Consider the following 19,914-nt stretch of genomic DNA (forward strand, 5'->3'; position numbering starts at 1 on the left):
CTATACTGTTTTTTGCAACTCTAGTATATCAGATGAACATGTCTTTTGTGTTGCACTTCATTTTACAACAGGGCTTTCCTTTCTTTGATTCGATTAATCATTCAAATATTTTCTTAAATGACTCAACTGTTTTCTAGAAGCTTTCAACATACGTCTTGAACCCTTGACCGGCATAGACACTGCTTGTTGTGGTATATAAAATACTGTCTTTAAAATGCGTTTCGTAACAGGTTCATCTGCAGTCAATTCTTTTTCAAAATTATTTGAAATAATAACATCTAGATAGAATTCATGCACTCTCTTAGCAAAATTCTCAGCTGAAATTTCATACAATTTTTCAGCCAAAAGTTTCTCATCCATCTTTGGAGTTGCAATTAAAGCTTCTAAAATAGCACCTGCTAAATCTCTCTCTTCATAATAAAGAGTTCCAAACATTTTATGATTGATGAGGTTATCAAGATAGGGATTTCCATGAGCTATTACCGGAGTCTTACTTGCAAGACTTTCAAGATAGGTCAAGCCTTGCGTCTCACTAGTTGAAGCTGAGATAAAGAAGTCAGCCGCCTTATAATAGAGCGCTGTCTCACTTGGGGCAATCATACCAGTAAAGATAACAGAATCTTGAATCTGTAAATCTGATGCTTGCTCCTTGAGATTTTCCAGATAAGGACCATCTCCAGCTACGACTAATTTAACATTTTGCTCTTCTTTTAGAACATCTGGAAATGCTGCCAGAACGGCTTGAATGTTCTTCTCGTAAGAAACACGTGAAAGGCTAAGAAGCATCTTTTCATCTTCCTTAATACCTAGTTTAACCCGTAAGTCTGCGATATGTTCTGGTCCAATCTCAGGTCGTTCAAACTTGGCTAGCTCAATCCCTGTAGGAATAACACGCTTTTCAACTTTGACCTTATAATCTGATAGAAGGTCTCGCACAATTTCACTTGGACAAATCACTCCATCAACATCATGAAGAAAGCCTCTCACAAGATACTTGACCATACTTGGACGAATCAACATTCCTTTAGCAATATAGTGGACATAATCTTCGTACTGGGTATGATAGGTATGAATAACAGGGATTTTCAACTCACGCGCTATCCAAATCCCTAATAAACCAAGAGAAAATTCAGTCTGCGTATGAATAATATCCAGCTTGTATTGCTTGGCAATCTCAAGAGCTTTTGTAAATCCACGATAGGCGAAACGTCGATCCTTAAAGGCAAAGAAAGGAACACTAGGGATACGGATAATCTGCCAGTCTTCATAACGATTGACATCCTTATCGGTTGTCGTGAAGATAAAGACGGCATGGCCTTGCTTTTCAAGTTCTGTTTTTAAGGTTCGAATACTGGTCGCAACACCCGAGACCTGCGGGAAATAAGTATCTGTAAATAATCCAATTCGCATATACTACCTCATTTTTTTCCTAAAGCTGCTTGCTCCCGATAGAATTTTAGCCAGATTTCAAGAAGATGCTCTTCTGAATATTCTCTTGAAATGGCCTTAGCCTTTTCTTTTAATTCTTTTAGTGCTTCTGGATGCTCTTGATATTCCAAGATAGCCGCTTTCATCTCTTCTACATCACTTGTTGGTCTGTAATTTCCTTCAAGAATGACCTTGTAAAGATCTAGATCACGAAGCATAATGGGTGCTTCACAACTCGCAGCCTCTAAAATAGTCATTGGAAAGAGCTCGTTATAACTTGGAAGCAAGAAAAGATCAGCCAAGGCATAGAATTCTCTCATCCTTTCTGGATCAACAATCCCTGGGAAAATTAGATTTTCAGGAGGGTTATCCATAATCTTTTTATAGCGTTCATAACCATCGGTTATTCCCCCAAAAGAGAAGCCCCCAGCCCAAATAAAAGTGATATCAGGTAATTCCTCAGCTAGAGTGATAAAGTCATCTATTCCTTTACGCTTCTGAACCTGACCTGCACCAACGACTACAAACTGATTCTCATCAATTCCCATATCTTTACGAAGTTGTTCAACTTGCTCTATAGGAAGTGGATGCCATTTTTCTTTGTTGACAAAGTTAGGAATATAGGTCACTTTTTCACGTGGAATTCCAGCAGCAACCAAATCCTCAATGAAGGTAGGATTGACCACAACCAGATGCTCCATACGGTCATAAAAAGAAAATACATAGCGTTTGACAATCCCCTTTAAGAAGAATGGAATCTTCAAACTACCTTCCAAGGTATCAGGTAAGAAGTGAACATAGCCAATCTTACGCCCAGAACGTTTTTTCTGAAAGGTCGAGAGATAATAAGGAAAATCAATCGTATGAAAATGAGTAACATCCGCTTCGATTGGAAGATTTTCTGTTACGATCAGTTGGTCTTTCGCATCTCGTTTTAAAAGCTGTACCAGTTCACGGTAAGCACCAGACACACCTTGGCCCGCCACTTTTTCACTTGAACTTAGCATATTGATGCGTAATTTCTCTTTTTCCATAGTAACCATTATACCATTTTCTTCAAATAAAATCAGCAAATAAAAAGAGAGATAGCATAAAAGCTGGGAATTTCCTGGCGTCTACACTATTTCTCTTTTTACAATTTACTTATTTGATGCCTAAAGCGATACGAGCGTAACGGCTCATTTTCTCAACTGTCCAAGCTGGATACCAAACTAATTTGACTTCAACGTTTGTAACCTCTGGAACGTCCGTCATAGCATCATAGATTTGGTCAGTTAAAAGATCAGCCAAGGGACAACCCATGGTTGTTAAGGTCATATCAATTTCAGTCTCACCTGTATCGCCATCAAAACGAATCTCGTAAATCAAGCCTAGATTGACGATATCAATCCCCAACTCTGGGTCAATCACTTCTTCTAGTGCTGTCAAAATACGTGTTTTAATATTTTCAATCTGTTCTTCTGTGTAAGCCATCTTCACTCTCCCTTAACTTAATCTTCAATGAAATCACGAAGTGGTTTGCTTCGACTTGGCTGGCGAAGTTTTCTCAAAGCTTTTGCCTCAATCTGACGGATACGTTCACGCGTTACGTTAAAGACTTTACCAACATCCTCCAAAGTACGCATTTTCCCATCATCAAGACCAAAGCGGAGACGCAAGACATTCTCTTCACGGTCAGTCAATGTATCTAACACTTCATCCAACTGCTCACGTAAAACGATACGAGTTGTATAGTCCACTGGATTTTCAATCACTTCATCCTCGATAAAATCACCAAGGTGGCTGTCATCCTCTTCACCAATTGGTGTTTCAAGAGAAACCGGCTCTTGGGCAATCTTGAGGATTTCACGAACCTTGTCAGGTGTCATATCCATTTTCTCGGCGATTTGTTCAGGAGTTGGATCTTGTCCCAACTCTTGAAGAAGATTACGTTGTTCACGAACAAGCTTGTTAATGGTTTCCACCATGTGAACTGGGATACGGATGGTACGAGCTTGGTCAGCAATGGCACGAGTAATAGCCTGACGAATCCACCAAGTCGCATAAGTTGAGAATTTGAACCCTTTAGAGTAGTCAAATTTATCAACGGCCTTCATCAAGCCCATGTTTCCTTCTTGGATCAAGTCAAGGAACTGCATTCCACGTCCAACATAACGTTTAGCGATAGATACTACCAAACGAAGGTTAGCTTCTGCAAGGCGTTGTTTAGCTTCGATATCACCCGCTTCAACAGCAAGGGCCAACTCTTTTTCCTCTTCATTTGTAAGCAGAGGAACAACCCCGATTTCTTTCAAATACATACGGACAGGGTCATTGACCTTAGCAGAGGTTGAACCAATCAAATCTTCATCAGTCAACTCAGGCTCTTCCTCAGCGCTCAAAACACGCGCACTTGGATTTCCTTCGTTGTCCGTAATTGAGATACCAGCATCTTGAATACGTTGCAAAAGATTCTCAATACCTTCCACATCTAAAGTGAAGGGAATTACGAGGGCGTTATTGATTTCATCATCAGTTGCTGTACCAGTTTTTTTATGATTGCGAATAAATTCCGCTACTTGGACGTCAAAGGTTGTTACTTCTTTTTGTTTTGTTGCCATTCTTACTCCATTCTTCTTTTTTGGGCAATTAAGCGTTCTAGCTCTTCTAATGCAGTGTCTGTATCACCGACATGGCTAGCTTCCTGAACTTTCTTTTTAATTTGCAGATTTTCCTGATTCAAAAGAGCTCTTTTTCGAGACTCTTCCACTTCAGCTAACTCGTGAGGGGACATCTCAGGTGGCAAATCCAAGGCTAGGACTTGATACCAAGCACTCTCCACTTCTCTGGTCTGATGAGCCAAATCCTCAGATGAGATACTTCCATTATCAATCAAGAGTCCATACAAGGTCTGAAACTCTGGAGTTTCAAAAATAAAGTCATCTCTTAAGCGATAGTCATTAAGCACCAAGGGATGTTCCATCATTCGGTAGAGGATATGGGCTTCCGCTCTCATCACTGCTGTCAGCTGCTTAGTAACAGACAAAGTGACAGGACTCGGACTATAGGTCTCCTTGACCTTCTCCTTTCTCTGTCTGACACGACTTTCATTGACAATATGTTCGACCTGCTGATAGTCAAAGGATGGCAAGTGATCCGTCAAAATATGAATATAGGAATTCTGAGCTGTGATCGAGGGTTCCTTTGCAATTAAGGGGGCGATTTTCTCTATAAATTCAATCTGAGCTTGTAGATTTTCACTATTTTCAGGTCTGAAATGATGTATGTAAAACTCAACCGGACTGATGCGTGTATTGGTTAATAGATAAGCCAAATCTTGAGGAGAGTTTTTCTGCAAATATTCATCTGGATCCATTGCGTCAGGAATCTGGACGACTTGGACAGGTAAATCTTTAAGCTCATCCAAGGCTTTAGCTGTGGCAGCTTGCCCAGCCTTATCTCCGTCATAGGTGACGATAACCTTTTTTGTAAAGCGTTTCAGATGCTCCACATGTTCACTCGTCAGTGCGGTTCCCATGGAAGCAACTGCATTTTCAATACCAGCTCGATAAGCCGCAATGACATCCATAAACCCTTCCATCAGGTAGATTTCAGGAGCCTTGCCTGAGCCTTTTTTTACCCTCTCCAAATGATATAATTCGTAACTTTTGTTAAAAATTGCCGTCGCTCGACTATTTTTATACTTTCCAGTTTGAGAATCGGTCTCTTGCCAAATTCGACCAGAAAAGGCAATCACCTTTCCTTGATCATTTGAGAGTGGGAACATAATGCGATTATGAAAGGTATCAAAGAATTGGTTACTTTCAGATAGATAAAACAAACCTGAATCCAGCAAGTCATTCTCACTATAATCGTCTGATAAACGCTGATAGAGATAAGAGCGTTCTGCTGGAGCCAAACCAATCATAAAATGCTTTAGAACATCATCTGTTAAGCCACGTTTATAGAGGTAGTTCCTCGCCTCCTCACCCATCTTAGTCGTCATGAGGATGGCATGATAAAACCGAGCAGCCTTGTCATGCATATCGTATAGATTTTGATGGGGTGACCTAGTCTGTACAGAACTTTGAACAGGTACTGCCATCTGAATCCCAAGTCTCTCAGCTAAGATCCTCACCGCATCCGCAAAGGTTACTTGCTGATACTCCTCGATGAACTTAAAAACATCTCCAGAACGGCCACAACCAAAACAGTGGTAAAATTGCTTATCTTCGACCACGTTAAAGGAAGGGGTCTTTTCACCATGAAAAGGACAGAGCCCCAAAAAGTTCCGTCCAGATTTTTGTAAAGAAATCACTTCTCCTATGATTTCGACAATATTGGTATTGCTTTTGATCTCTTCGATGAGTCTCTTGTCAACCATAGACAATACCTCCATTTTATCACAGTTTACTTTATATAGTATAGCTTATTTCTGAAAAAAAGTAAACCATTTCATACACTTTACATGATACTATTTCATAAATTTCCAGCTATCATGTAAAAGTGAATCTTCTGAGCAAATCATTCTAATATTTGCAAAAATTTATAAATATTTAAATCCTATTTTACTTGATTTTCGAGGTTATTTTTCAATATTCTGCTAATATACTGACCATCTTTTCTACTGATGCAAGCCGTTGCATAAGTCAATGGTGCTTTGTACACCACTCCTCTATAAGATGGATTGGTCAATACAGGCATAGAATAATAGGCGTTCTTTTTATTTTTAAGGTCAATAAACCATTTACCACCCAGATGCTTGCGGAAGGTTTCGCCGATATAAACTGTCAAATAATCCAACATCTTGCGTTCTGCTATCAAAGCATGGTGGTCTTCATAGTGCGCCAAGATCCAAGCCTCCAAACCATCCAAAGACTGTATGCTATAGTCTAAATTTAGCCCTTCTTTCTCCGCAAACTCCCTGGTAAAATAGTCCATCTTAAATCCAATCTGAAAAATCCATTCCTGAAAATCTTCTTGTGTGTATGCCATATTTTTATCTCCTCACTCTTATCAAAGTTTAAGATTCTTAGATTGATTATATTATAAAGTAAAATAGACGAAAAGAGAAATATAAATAATATTTAAAAAACTAAAAAACCTAGAAGCAAACATTCCACTTCTAAGTTTTTTAGATCAATTATTTAAAATCAATTACTCAAACAGTTTATAGTAATCTGAAATCTTCATTTTGGCTTTTTCATCCTTGTTTAGATCTTGGATGATTCGTCCTTCCTTCATAACAATGAGACGATTTCCATACTTGAGAGCATCTTCCATATGGTGGGTAATCATCAATGCTGTTAGATGGTCCTTTCTGACAAAGTCATCTGTCAATTCCATCAAGGCCACACTTGTTTTAGGGTCAAGGGCTGCCGTATGTTCATCCAATAACAGAAGTTCTGGACGTTTCAAGGTCGCCATCAAGAGGCTCAAGGCCTGTCTTTGTCCACCAGATAAGAATTCAATCGGAGTATCCAAGTGCTTCTCTAAACCATTTCCAACCTTCTCAATAGTTGCTTGAAATTCTTCCTTATAAGCTGAGAGTCTTCTTGGAAATAGTCCACGTTTTTCTCCACGAAACTTGGCAATCAAGAGGTTTTCTGCAACGGTCATACGTGGTGCAGTTCCCATCTTTGGATCTTGAAAGACACGAGAGAGATACTTGGCCCGTTTTTCAGGGTTGAAGTTTGTGACATCCTCACCCATGATGCGAATACTACCACTAGTTAAAGGTAGAGTTCCTGCAATGCTATTAAAGAGTGTTGATTTTCCTGCGCCATTTCCACCCAAGATTGTGATGAAGTCGTGTTCATAAATGTCAATCGAAACATCGTTTAGGATAATCTTTTCTTCATCAAAGCCATTCTTCACAATTTTTGTGGCATTTCTTAATTCTACAATCGCTGTCATTTGCTCAACTTGACTCCTTTCAAGTATTTATCCTTAAGGGTTGGGATTACTAGACAAGTTGCTAGGATAAGGGCACTGTATAGACGGAGATAGCTGGTGTTAAATCCAAGAGCTATAACTCCCCATACTAGGAATTGGTAGCTAATAGAACCAACTACAATAGTAACCAAACGTTCTGCTAGAGTCAAACTCTTAAAGAGTACTTCACCGATGATCAAGCTAGCAAGTCCAACAACAATAACTCCGATACCACGAGAGACGTCCGCATATCCTTCTTGTTGAGCGATAAGAGCTCCTGCAAGGGCTATGACACCATTTGACAAGACCAAGCCCATAAGCTCCATACGTCCAGTATTGATACCAAAACTACGAGCCATATCTGGGTTATCCCCTGTAGCGATATAGGCCTGTCCTAGCTTAGTATCTAAGAAGAAAAGCATGAGAAGTATAACCAAAGTCACAAAAACTAAACCTGTAAGTAATTGATTAACCTCAGATGAGAAGGGAAGAACATCTTGGATTTGTTTAGTCCCTAGAAGCCCAAGATTAGCTCTTCCCATAATCATGAGCATGATAGAATGACAAGAAGTCATGACCAAAATTCCAGATAAGAGTGTTGGAATCTTTCCTTTTGTATAGAGAAGTCCTGTTGCCAAACCTGCAAGACATCCTGCCCCAACAGCTACCAAGGTAGCAAGAAAAGGATTAACCCCTTGTGTAATAAGAGTTACTGCAACTGCTCCTCCTAGTGGGAATGAGCCCTCGGTCGTCATATCTGGGAAGTTGAGGATTCTAAAAGTCATAAAGATTCCCAAGCCAAGGATAGCCCAGACAAATCCTTGTGAAATAATCGATACTATCATGTTACATTCATTTCCTTCTTTTAAAAATTGGAGGAGATGTATCCAACTCCTCCCGTTTTCTTATTCGATCACTTGACCAGCTTCTTTTAGGACTGATTCAGGAATTGTAATTCCAAGTTCTTGAGCCAATTTTTTGTTGATCACTGATTTACCAGTTGAGAAGACATTAACTGGAGTATCTGCAGGTTTTTCACCTTTCAATACTTTGGCAATCATCTTACCAGTAGCAACACCAAGGTCGTGTTGGTCCACAACTACTGATGCCAAACCACCTGCTTCTACCATTGCTGTTGCGCTTGGGTAGATTGGTTTTTTAGCTGTTTGGTTACTTGATACTACAGTTGAAAATGCTGATGCGATTGTGTTGTCAATTGGAATCCAGATTGCATCTACTTTACCAGTCATAACATTAACTGTTGAAGCAATTTCGTTCGTTGATGGAACTGCAAAAGTTTCTACTTTCAAACCAGCTTTTTCTGCGTAAGCTTTGAACTCTTCGACTTGTGATTTTGAGTTATCTTCGCTACTTGAGTAAAGAGCTCCAACTGTCTTGACATCAGGAGTCAATGTTTTAATCAATTCAACCTGTTGTTGAGCAGGGTTATGGTCAGATACCCCTGTGATGTTTCCACCTGGTTTTTCCAAGTTTTGTACAAGGTTAGCTCCAATTGGGTCTGTGATAGCTGCCATGATAACAGGAAGGTCTTTTGTTGCACTTGCAAGACCTTGAGCTGCTGGTGTTGCAATACCGACAACAACATCATTTCCATTTGCCACCAATTGCTTACTCATTGTAGCAACCTTACTTTGATCACCTTCTGAGTTCATAAAGTCGATTTTAACTTGATCACCTTTATAGCCTTCCTCGGCAAGTCCATCTTGAATTCCTTGGTAAATCAAATCTAAAGATGGATGACTGACAAACTGAAGAACACCAACTTTAGCTGTTTTGTTAGTTGTCTCTGTTTTAGTTTCTTGTTTTGTGAAGCTTGAATAAATTAAGCTCCCACCGACTACAAGTGCTAATGCTGCGATAATACCAATTAAACGTTTATTCATATTTATTTCTCCTTATTTTTCAATTCTTTCTTCTAATTTTACATTTTAAATTGCTTAACCAAGCGTCGCCATCGTTTGAATTCCATCATTTATCCTCCCCATAGAAAAAGTCCTCACACAAAAAACCTGTGTGAGGACGTCGATGCGCGGTGCCACCTCAATTATAGGGAATATCCCTATCGCTCTTACTCGCTTCACGAGTTGCACTATAAGGTGTGCGTACCGAATTCTTATGATTTCAAATTCTTTATAACATCCAGCCCAATTTTCATCATCTTCATTTATCTGTTTCCACCAACCACAGACTCTCTAAAAATTTTCAATGATTACTTTCTGAATGGTTAAATTATATCATTTTACTAAAACTTGTCAAGTAATTTTATGAATTATTTTAAAAAAAATGTAAAATCAAATAAAATAAGTTTATCATAGGGCAATAGAAATTAGCTTTTCAATGTATCATTGCAAAAATCTACATCATTTTCTAAATTATTTTAACCAAATATGAAACATATCTTCATCAACAATTTTTTCAAGAATGATAGTATTTTCACTTATATCATATGCAATCAATTTATTCCCAGCTAAAACTAATACGATATTATCTTTGATCAGCTTAATATCTTTTATATAGTCTGTTTCAGCTGAAAATCCAAATTGAGATAGATTGATAAAGCTTGATTTATGACTAATTAAATCAAATAGACTGAAGGCAATTTTTCTTGAATCATTACTCTCATGCTCAATTGCTAACAAATTTTCTCCTAATTCAATAATATTAACTGGACCAATTTCATCTAAATCCAAAAATTCCTTAAGTCCTGATTCCATATCATAATGAAAAACTTTCCCCCAAAGTATTTTTTCCTTGGTCGAGTTAATTCGATATCCACCAGAAACTGAATAGAGTTGCTTGCCTTTCACAATGCTATCGTCAAAAAAATAAGTTAAGTAAGGATCCTCATAGAGAATTTCTTTATTTTCAAACTGTAATTTTTTGTTCTTTAGTGAAAAATGATATAAATAGGTTGGGTAATTATCATTACTGTTAACATCTACTCCCAAAAAGTGGATATTATCACTATCGTTTGAAAAATCTGTAGCAAAAACAGAATTTTTGAAAATGTATTTATCTACTTCCTTTAAATTTGTATCAAAAACTGCTATAAAACTATCATCTGTATTTGCTTCAGAAGTGAAATAGTAATCTGGATTTACGCCAGCTGTTGAAAAAGCATAATCAGAGGTCTTATTGTAGTGAATTTTTCCAGTTTCAAAATCAATTGATATTATTCTACCCACTACACCTAATGGTGGGCCTTCTTCAGAAAATAGCAAATAACGATTGGAAATTTCTGCACGCTTAACAACTTGATTAATCTGGCCCTTAACTATCTCTATTTTTTCATCAGAAACTTTCTCAAATGAATTATCTTTAAAATTATACGCCTCCACACTGTGGTATCCCAATAAATAAAAATCTACATCTGACTGTATAGAAAATTGTTTTGAGGATGAGGCCGAATGTCTTTGGATGAAAAATAACACTCCCACTAAAATAATAATGGCTACAACAATAACATGACCAACTTTTTGTTTATTATTCATACTCATTTATTCCTATTCATAACTTTAGTCATCAGCCTAATAGTTATTACACTATCTATAATAACTATTCTCCTAATATAAGCAGATTAATCTTCACATTTATAGTTGTAAGCCTTTTCCTACACACCTATAATAGCATTATATATAGGTTTTGTCAATGAATTTAATATTCTAGTTTATTATATATCTATTTTACAGACTAAAAGATAGCTACTTAAAATCTTTCGAACAGCAACGAGCTGAGCTTTAAAAATGAGTATTATGTGATCGATACAGTTCTGTTTGCAAGAGGGAAAACTACTGTTTGCTTGTCTTAACCCACCGAAGGAGCAAATATATAATTATCTGATTGATTTCAAATAAGACAATTGAGGTGGACAATTAGACTCTGAAACTCTTTTTAAGAAAACAGTAAATTCTTTTAAAAGCAGAATTCAATCGTTTGTCTGACATATTTTTAAGATAACCAATCTACTCTATACACTACTAATCCTCTTGTTAATGAGCAATCAATATTAATCACAACTGGCTGATTCGTATAGGATTCCCTAAAAGAAAAAAGAAAACGACTCCTAAAGAAGTCGCCTTCATTGATAATTGAATGAATAACTATCCTAAAATACACTTGAGCTACAAGTTCCGTTGGAAATTGTTATTTGCTATCCAACTTGAACTTGAGACTTAGCCAATCCCTACGGTTTTTATAAAAACTAACTTGTATCAACCTGAATTACGTAATCCTGTAGCAATTCCGTTAATAGTTGTATGAATCAATCTTTCCTCATGTGAGGACAACTCTCCGCGACGTTGACGCTTAATCAACTCTAACTGAATATAGTTAAGAACATTGAAATAAGGCATGCGGTAATTCAGACTGTCTTTCAAATAAGTATTTTCTGCCAAGAGTTCTTCATGACCTTCGATAGCCAGGATAACGTTCTTGGTCAATTGCCATTCATCTAGGATAGTGTAGTAAATCGCCTGCACTTCTTCGCTTTCGCAAAGTTTTGCGTACTCAAAAGCAATATTCATATTTGACTTAGACAAGACCATGTCTACGTTAGATAAAAGTGACTGGAAGAAAGGCCAGTTTTTATACATGTCACGAAGGATTTCAATATTTTTAGGATCTTGGTCGATAAATTCCTTGAAGCTTGAACCAACACCATACCAACCTGGGAACATGACACGACTTTGTGACCATGAGAATACCCAAGGAATAGCGCGCAGACCACCGATTTCAGTGATAGTTTTACGAGCAGCCGGTCGAGAACCAATATTGAAACTTGAGATAGCCTTAATTGGACTAGACTCAAAGAAATAATCATAGAAATGGTCATTTCCGAATACTAGTTCGCGGTAAATATCATAGCTACGTTCTACAACCTGATCCATGATCGCTTCATAGCGATTTGATGTATTGGTATCACTCTTCTTCTTGGTAATCATTCTGTTAATAGCTGCTGAAACCAACATTTCAAGGTTATAGTAGGCTGCATCCTTGTTTCCGTATTTGTTACCGATAACTTCCCCTTGTTCGGTCAAACGGATACGATCCTTGATGGACTTGAGTGGTTGAGAAGCAATGGCATCATAAGTTGGGCCACCACCACGACCAACAGTACCACCACGACCGTGGAAGAAGGTTACTTTGACTCCAAATTCATCACCGATGGCTGTCAATTGTTGTTGAGCCTTGTAAAGTGTCCAACAAGATGATAGATAACCGCCATCCTTGTTACTATCAGAGTAGCCAAGCATGATTTCTTGGTAATTATTTTTAGAAGCAATCCATTTCTTAGCAAGCGGCAAAGAGAAGTACTTTCTCATTGTTTCTTCTGAATGATCCAAGTCTTCAATCGTCTCAAAGAGTGGAACAATCTGAACACGCGCTTTTTCAGCATCCACAAGACCGACTTCTTTCAGCATAATCGCCAATTCTAACATATCAGACACGCTGGTTGCATGAGAAATAATCGTTTGACGAATGACGTCTTCTCCCAAACGATCTTTTAATTCACGTGAAGTTTGGAAAATGGCTAATTCTTTTTCAAGAAGTTCAGACTTTTCAGCATGAGTGGCTGACAAGATTCGAGGGTCTTCTAATAGTTCATGTAAAAGCAACTCGCACTTCTCATCTTCTGAAAGATCGCTATAATGATCATTAATTCCAGCAGATGCTAACAATTCAGCAACACAGGCTTCATGAATACTTGAGTCTTGGCGCATATCGATAGATGCTAAGAAGAAACCAAAGACTTCAACAGCCTCCAAAAGCTCAGCAAACTCTCCAGTAAGCAAGGCTTCTGCCTTATTTTCAAGCAATGAATCTTTAATGATAGCTAAGTCTTGTTTAAATTCTTCAATTGTTTCGTAGTAAGGAGGACGATCTTCAGCCAATTCTTGAATGGCTCCTGAGAGACGATTACTAATATAATCTGTAATCACTCCTTGTTGATGACCTTGAGTACCAAGAAGACGTTCAACAGGATGACGTTCATCAGCTGATGAGCCAACAACAGACCATTCTTTCAAATTCAAAAGAGTTTGAATCAATTTGGATTGAATCAAATGAAAGGCACGACGATAAGGTTCTTTCTCACGAAAGACTGATGTATCTCCAGACTGAGCAGCCATTTCTTCAACAGCTTTGCTAGTTTTTGACAAATTAGTTGAGAGAGAGAAGGTACGATAGAGACTAGAAATCTTACTGATATAATAGTTCAAGACCACTTCACTTTGAATGGTAGCAGAACGCATAAGTGTCTCAGCTGTTACAAATGGATTTCCATCGCGGTCTCCACCAATCCACATTCCCATGGTAATTGGTTTGGCTTGTTTGAGATCAATTCCATGTTCTTTTGCTAGACGCTTGTACTCTAGCATCAAGTTAGGGACAGCCTGTAGGAAGGAACTATTGTAGTACTCCATCACATTGGTGATTTCGTTGGTTACTTTGAGTTTCTTTTCACGAATCATATCTGTTTGCATGATGATCTCAATATAGCGACGAAGATCATTGTGCCATTTTTCCTTGTTAATGAGCCCCATTCTCACGTCACGATATTTACGCAAAAGAGTATGGATATGAGTGGTCAAATCCAACATACTCTTCCGTTGAACCTGAGTTGGGTGGGCGGTCAAAACTGGCACCACGTTCAAGTGTTCAAGAATCTCAGCAGCGTTTTCTTTTTCAGCCACCATTTTAATAGTTGTTGATAATTTGCCCAGATAGTCTTGATCGACATTATTTAGATGGTTAATCTCGTAAGCCAAGTCAACGTCTTCTGAGATGTTAATTAAAAGAGGCAAAATAGAGAAGTATCTAGAAATGTAGACCATCTCATCATTTGAAAGACCTGTCACTACTTTATCTAGTCCTTGATAGTCAAGTTTTGATGAAAGTTCTTTCAAGTGCATAATCTTATCAAAGGTCTCAGCAGGAAGCATATTTTTCGTGATATCTTCTAGCATATCTGTCAAGATTTGAACTTCTTCTTGTACGACAGTTTTGTTACTATAATTTTCTAACTTTTGAAGAGACATTTTTTTCTCCTTGTTATCTATGTCCTAAAGCTGTGCATCGTATTCACTAAAAAGTCGAGCACGCTTCTCACTAGCATCAATATTTAATACAAATGCTATGGCTACAGAAAGAACCAAGAGACTATTCCCTCCTTGCGAAAGGAAAGGGAAGGTTACTCCTGTTGAGGGAATCAAGCCTGATATACCTCCAATGTTAACAAATACCTGTATCAGAATCATACCACCAATACCGATTGCTACCATCGAGTTGAAAGGATCTCTAGCTCGAATACCTACTAAAATGATTCGAAGAATTAAGAAGAATAGGAGAGCGAGAATAAGACTTGCTCCTACAAATCCAAACTCTTCAATGACAATCGAAAAGACAAAGTCTGTATGGGCTTCTGGTAGATAGCCACGTTTTTCAATAGAATTTCCTAATCCAAGACCAAACCATCCTCCATTAACCATGGCATAGTAGGAATTGGCCAACTGGTGTCCAGCTCCAGCTAGGTCATTAAATGGATTAAAAAAAGCACTGAAACGCTTGGCAACATAGCCAAATACAGGAATTTTAGAGAATTTCTCAACACCGATGATCCGAATGGCAGTCAAGGAAATCATGGAGACACCAGCAAGTAGGCCCAGAATGGTTGAAAACCACCGATAAGCAATACCGCTGATAGTATACATGAGCAAAGATACTAAAATCAAGATAGTAGCATTTCCTAGGTCTGGGAAAATCGCCAAACTACCGATCATAACCAGTAGAACAAAACGCCAATCATTAAATGCTCGAGGAATCCACTGATTAAGGGTTAAAACCTGGAAGTCGTAAACTGCTATCTCATCCTGTTGTTTTGAAAAACGCTGTGCTAGATACCAAACAATAATGATTTTTAAATACTCTGCTGGTTGAATCGTGATGGGACCAACCTTGATCCAGCCATATGCACCATTGACGGGAATCCCAATTAAACGCGCTAGAGCAAGCAGTATCAGCTCAACAAACATAACGATAAAGAGTAATCTCTCATTTCGCAGAAATCCTAATTTCAATTTATAAATCAAGGCAATTAAAAACAAACTGGCTATCCAGAAAATTCCTTGATTTCGAACCAATTGCAGAGTACTTTTCCCCTCTTGGATAAGAGTTGCACTAGTTGTCGAATAAACTACTATCAAACCTAAAACGGATAACAGTAAATAAGGAATCAAAATGGAATAATTCAGCAGGTGCCTTTTACTTATTTTCATATGTCACCTATCTATCGGAAAAATTATCTTATTTTCCCATATTATTTCTAGTTTTATAAGCTATTATACCATTTTTTAGCCTAGAAAAAAACTCTTACAGTATAAACATTCGAATTTTACTCAAAATGAACTCTGGGCTAGAATTTCTTGAGTGATACCCTTATCTGACCTATCGATCCTTTTAAGTTACTAATACTCAATAAAAATCAAAGAGCAGACTAGGAAGCTAGCCGCAGTTTGTTCAAAGCACTGCTTTGAGGTTGCAGATGGAAGCTGACGTGGTTTGAAGAGATTTTCGAAGAGTATGAAACTTATAAAACTGTAATGTTGAAATTTTATAAACTTAAAAACTACCTTCCAAACAGAGGAAGGTAGTTCATTACTATCTTAGTTTGAGGCGCTACTGCTGCTATCAGAAGTTGTTTCGCCTTTGATGTATTGTGTAAAGATATTTTGGAAGGCCTGATCTTTAACTTTAATGTTGGCATCTTGCAATTCTTTACTAATAACACCTTGAACAAAGGTTGCATCATTTTGTTTTTGAGTCAAAATGATTGTTTTAAGTTTTTCTTTATAGTCATCCAAGTTTGAAGATTTTTCTGACTTCTTCGTCAACTTAACAATGTAGAAACTACTTGTATAAGCTTGAGCTCCTGGAGCAGTGATGACATCTGAAATTCCGTTTACATCAAGCGCAAAAGCTGCTTTCTTAACTACGTCTGGCAATTCTGTTGATGCAGAGTCAAAAGTAATTTCTCCACCATTTTCTTTTGTCTTTTCATCTGTAGAATTGTCTTTTGCAAGTTGTGCGAAGTCAGCTCCAGATTCTTTCGCTTTGGCAAGAACTTCCTTAGCCTTATCTTCACTGTCAACTTTAATAATTTGAGCCGTTACTTCTGGAGTATACTCTTCGAAAGCTTTTTTATAGTTTTCATCTGTTAATTCAGATTCAGCGGCTTTCTTAACAGCATACTCAACTAATTTACTTGTACGAATTTGAGCTTTACGGCTTTCTGCAGTCATACCTGAGCGGGCGAGAATTGTTTGATAGCTATCACCGTATTTCTTTTGTTCTTCTGCAACTGCATCATCGACTTCTTTATCAGTTACTTCTGAACCATATTGTTTTTCAAAAACTTTTTGAATGGTCATATTCAGCAAGACTTGTTGAGCAGTCGCGTTATTTTTGACTTCTTCGAAGAATTGATGCTCGGTAATAACATCACCCTTCATGCTAATCAAGTCAGTTCCTTCAGAACTGTTCGAACAAGCAGCCAAAGTAGCTACTGACAACAATGTGATGGCTCCCGCCATTAGTTTTTTCTTCATGTTTACTCCTTTTTCTAAAAACGGTCGAAAATTTCTCTAGACCGACTCAATCATTATACCATATTTTAAAGCAGATAACTTAAATAAGACTAAAAATACTAGCTTTTAAATTTATTACGATTCCAGTTTTTCTTATTCCAAAAAGAGAGGCTGGGACAAAAGTCCTAGCCTCTTCTTGTCTTTGGATTGTCGAGCATGAGTGGGCTCTACTACGCTGATTTCATCAGCTTTTACAGCCCTACTCAACTGTGCGGAGGTGGGACGACAAAATCGAATTCTAACGAATTATCGATTTCTGTCCCACTCTCTCTTGTTTATCGTGTGTTAATTTTTTAGTGACGTCCTTTGTAAGTCAAGCCTGCTAAGCCAAGACTTGCTAGGAGAAGACCTACTAGAGAAAGTGAAGAACTTTGTTCACCCGTGTTTGGAAGAGCTGGAGTTTCTTTTTTCGAAGTAGATTTGTCAGCTTTAGAGTTTGAAGTTTGCCCAATAGGTTTGACAGGAGCTGTTGGAGCAGTATTCGAATTAGTTTGTGGTTTAAGCTCTGGCTTAACTTCTGGTTTTGAAGTATCAGAAGGTTTAGGTTCTGGCTTAACTTCTGGTTTCGGTGTATCAGATGGTTTAGGTGCCGGTTTTACTTCTGATTTTGGAGTTTCTGAAGGCGTAGTTCCCGGTTTTACTTCTGGTTTTGAAGTATCAGAAGGCTTAGGTTCTGGCTTAACCTCTGGTTTCGGAGTCTCTGATGGTTTAGTTTCCGGTTTTACTTCTGGTTTTGGTGTTTCTGAAGGCTTAGGTGCCGGTTTTACTTCTGGTTTTGAAGTATCAGAAGGTTTAGGTGCTGGCTTAACTTCTGGTTTCGGAGTATCTGAAGGCTTAGGTTCTGGCTTAACCTCTGGTTTCGGAGTCTCTGAAGGCTTAGGTTCTGGCTTAACTTCTGGTTTTGGTGTGTCAGAAGGCTTAGTTTCCGGTTTTACTTCTGGTTTCCGAGTTTCAGATGGTTTAGGTTCCGGTTTTACTTCTGGTTTTGGTGTTTCTGAAGGCTTAGGTTCTGGCTTAACTTCTGGTTTCGGTGTCTCTGAAGGCTTAGTTTCTGGCTTAACTTCTGGTTTCGGAGTCGGAGTTGGATCTAACTTCTTATATCTTAGGTATCCTTCCAGATACCCATCCTTAGCACCATAAAAGTATGTGCTTGCGATATTATAGGTTAAGTTATAGCCCGGCATCCAGGAAAAATTTGATACCACTTGGTGTCCTTCAATATCCTTGTAGATATTTACAGACTCACCAGGGTTTAGGACCCCAGTATACATAGGTGCTATTTCTCTACTATGCTCATCTAAATACCTAATGCGGATTTTGATTTGCCCTTGCCGTTCTTCAGATTTTGGTGCTGGTTCTGGCTTAACTTCTGGTTTTGGAGTATCTGAAGGCTTAGGTTCTGGTTTTACTTCTGGTTTCGGAGTATCAGATGGTTTAGTTTCCGGTTTTACTTCTTCTGATGGTTTGGCATCCGCATCTACTTTCTTGTACTCTAGAAACATATCATTGTATCCATCTCTAGAGCCATAGAAATACTCGTTGGCTATGTCATATGTCATGTCATAGTTTGGCATCCAGCTATACTTGGAAGTTATCTCATATCCATCAATATTTTTATAGATATTGATGGTCTCCCCAGGGTTTATGGTGCCCGTCATTTCATCAGCAATTTGCACTGCTGCTTCACTATCGTAATAAGTGATGCGATATTTGAGGGGCTCTTGATTTTCGTCAGCCTTTACGATGCTAACTCCAAAAACAGGAACATCAATCAAAGCTGGAGCAACAACCCCAAGAGCAGCAACAGATAGCAAAGAAACACCAAGTTTGGTTACTTTATTTGTTTTCATAATTTCCTCCTTAGGCATGTAGAATTACTTTTTAGGTGGGCAAATACTACAAAATCCTAATTTTTTTGATTTTAGTGTTTCGAAAAATACACCTCAAGGACTTGAGCGACAAGGGTTTTGGTGTATCGTGTAACGACCGTTAAACGATACACTTAAAAAACAAAAAAATACCAATCTAACATAGGCTCAAAACCTTGTTAAATTCGTATTTTCTGAAATATTCACATTGTTATTTTGAATGTTTCGCCAAACGGTCGTTAATCGAAACATATTTACGCCTTCATTGTAGCATTTTATCTTGTTTTTAGCAAGAAATTTGCGAAACTTTTTTGCGATTGTTGGCCACCTTGTTTCGTTCCAGGACTTTATAGATGGTTGAGGTCGAAATTCGTTCTGTTTTTGCTATTGTTCTGATGCTTGCCACCCCTGCCAAATACTGCTCAATAATTCTCTCTTCCTTCTCTTTTGACATTCGCTTGGCACCTAGTTTGACGCCTTTTTCCTTGGCTTTACGAAGTCCTTCACGGGTACGAAATCGTAAATTTTCCAGCTCGCTTTCTGCCACAAAACCTAAAATGACGCAAAGTAACCTACCAATGAGTGAGTCGGTTTCCAGTTTTTCATGCAAACTGACTAGCTGAACATCCGAATCATTAAATCGTTCGATCAGTTCTAGTAATTTGAACATGGAGCGAGTCAGGCGATCTAACTTATAGATAGTAAAAGTGACCTGTTTGCCTTCCTTTGAAAGGTCACAAGCCAATTTTAAGGCTTTTTCGAGTTCTGGGCGTACATTGTTTGAACCAGATTCACGTTCGATAAAGAGCTGGTCACAGTGCTTAAGAGCCTCGATTTGCACCTCCAATCCCAAATCTTGCTTTTGGGTAGAAACGCGAGCATAGCCTATATTGATGGTGGTTTGAAACATAAAAATCCTCCTGTTTTTGATACAGAAGGATTATACGATTTTTTAAAATTATTCCATTTCCCCAATTGTCAAGTCAAGTGCAACAAAGTTGTTCCTCTGATTAAGCGAGTATCTTTCAAGCTGTTTGAGCTGA

General features: G+C 38.1%; 15 protein-coding genes and 1 other annotated feature. All 15 genes read right to left on the reverse strand.

The genetic code is table 11. From position 1 onward, the window contains the following. Positions 1 to 93 precede the first annotated feature (93 nt). Positions 94 to 1,410 (reverse strand): glycosyltransferase family 4 protein, encoded by a 1,317-nt coding sequence (locus K1I67_RS08590; protein WP_223339609.1) that lies wholly within the window; start codon positions 1,408 to 1,410, stop codon positions 94 to 96. Between the two features lie 8 nt (positions 1,411 to 1,418). Then, complete coding sequence (locus K1I67_RS08595; RefSeq protein WP_223339610.1) at positions 1,419 to 2,471, reverse strand: glycosyltransferase family 4 protein; 1,053 nt, start codon at positions 2,469 to 2,471, stop codon at positions 1,419 to 1,421. A 100-nt stretch (positions 2,472 to 2,571) separates the two neighbouring features. Next, positions 2,572 to 2,901 carry a metal-sulfur cluster assembly factor gene (locus tag K1I67_RS08600; RefSeq protein WP_000331926.1) on the reverse strand — a complete coding sequence of 110 codons (330 nt, stop codon included), beginning with the start codon at positions 2,899 to 2,901 and terminating at the stop codon, positions 2,572 to 2,574. Between the two features lie 17 nt (positions 2,902 to 2,918). Continuing rightward, the gene (rpoD, locus tag K1I67_RS08605) at positions 2,919 to 4,028 is read right to left on the reverse strand and encodes an RNA polymerase sigma factor RpoD (protein ID WP_223339611.1); all 1,110 of its coding nucleotides are present in this window, start codon (positions 4,026 to 4,028) and stop codon (positions 2,919 to 2,921) included. A 2-nt stretch (positions 4,029 to 4,030) separates the two neighbouring features. Next, complete coding sequence (gene dnaG, locus K1I67_RS08610; protein WP_223339612.1) at positions 4,031 to 5,791, reverse strand: DNA primase; 1,761 nt, start codon at positions 5,789 to 5,791, stop codon at positions 4,031 to 4,033. 179 nt (positions 5,792 to 5,970) lie between these two features. Then, the gene (locus tag K1I67_RS08615) at positions 5,971 to 6,402 is read right to left on the reverse strand and encodes a hypothetical protein (protein WP_223339613.1); all 432 of its coding nucleotides are present in this window, start codon (positions 6,400 to 6,402) and stop codon (positions 5,971 to 5,973) included. Positions 6,403 to 6,564: 162 nt separating this feature from the next. Continuing rightward, positions 6,565 to 7,323, reverse strand: coding sequence for an ABC transporter ATP-binding protein (locus K1I67_RS08620; RefSeq protein ID WP_223339614.1), 759 nt, complete (start codon positions 7,321 to 7,323; stop codon positions 6,565 to 6,567). Then, positions 7,320 to 8,186: an ABC transporter permease gene (locus K1I67_RS08625; protein ID WP_223339615.1), complete on the reverse strand. Its 867-nt coding sequence runs from the start codon at positions 8,184 to 8,186 to the stop codon at positions 7,320 to 7,322. The genes K1I67_RS08620 and K1I67_RS08625 overlap by 4 nt, the downstream gene beginning before the upstream one ends. A 60-nt stretch (positions 8,187 to 8,246) precedes the next feature. After that, positions 8,247 to 9,245, reverse strand: a complete 999-nt coding sequence (trpX, locus tag K1I67_RS08630) for a tryptophan ABC transporter substrate-binding protein (protein WP_223339616.1) — start codon at positions 9,243 to 9,245, stop codon at positions 8,247 to 8,249. A gap of 129 nt (positions 9,246 to 9,374) precedes the next feature. After that, positions 9,375 to 9,592 (reverse strand) — a binding site (T-box leader). A gap of 142 nt (positions 9,593 to 9,734) precedes the next feature. Continuing rightward, complete coding sequence (locus K1I67_RS08635) at positions 9,735 to 10,853, reverse strand: hypothetical protein (RefSeq protein WP_223339617.1); 1,119 nt, start codon at positions 10,851 to 10,853, stop codon at positions 9,735 to 9,737. Positions 10,854 to 11,573: 720 nt separating this feature from the next. Continuing rightward, positions 11,574 to 14,399 carry a phosphoenolpyruvate carboxylase gene (gene ppc / locus K1I67_RS08640; RefSeq protein ID WP_223339618.1) on the reverse strand — a complete coding sequence of 942 codons (2,826 nt, stop codon included), beginning with the start codon at positions 14,397 to 14,399 and terminating at the stop codon, positions 11,574 to 11,576. 24 nt (positions 14,400 to 14,423) lie between these two features. Then, on the reverse strand, positions 14,424 to 15,635 hold the full coding sequence (gene ftsW / locus K1I67_RS08645; protein WP_223339619.1) for a cell division peptidoglycan polymerase FtsW: 1,212 nt from the start codon (positions 15,633 to 15,635) through the stop codon (positions 14,424 to 14,426). A gap of 387 nt (positions 15,636 to 16,022) precedes the next feature. Next, on the reverse strand, positions 16,023 to 16,964 hold the full coding sequence (prsA, locus tag K1I67_RS08650) for a peptidylprolyl isomerase PrsA (RefSeq protein WP_223339620.1): 942 nt from the start codon (positions 16,962 to 16,964) through the stop codon (positions 16,023 to 16,025). A 332-nt stretch (positions 16,965 to 17,296) separates the two neighbouring features. Continuing rightward, entirely contained in the window at positions 17,297 to 18,853 is a 1,557-nt protein-coding gene (locus tag K1I67_RS08655; RefSeq protein WP_223339621.1) for an LPXTG cell wall anchor domain-containing protein, read from the reverse strand. Between the two features lie 304 nt (positions 18,854 to 19,157). Then, entirely contained in the window at positions 19,158 to 19,781 is a 624-nt protein-coding gene (locus tag K1I67_RS08660) for a recombinase family protein (protein ID WP_223339622.1), read from the reverse strand. Positions 19,782 to 19,914: the final 133 nt, after the last annotated feature.

Source organism: Streptococcus infantis (genome assembly GCF_019929575.1).
Taxonomy (GTDB): Bacteria; Bacillota; Bacilli; order Lactobacillales; family Streptococcaceae; genus Streptococcus; species Streptococcus infantis_L.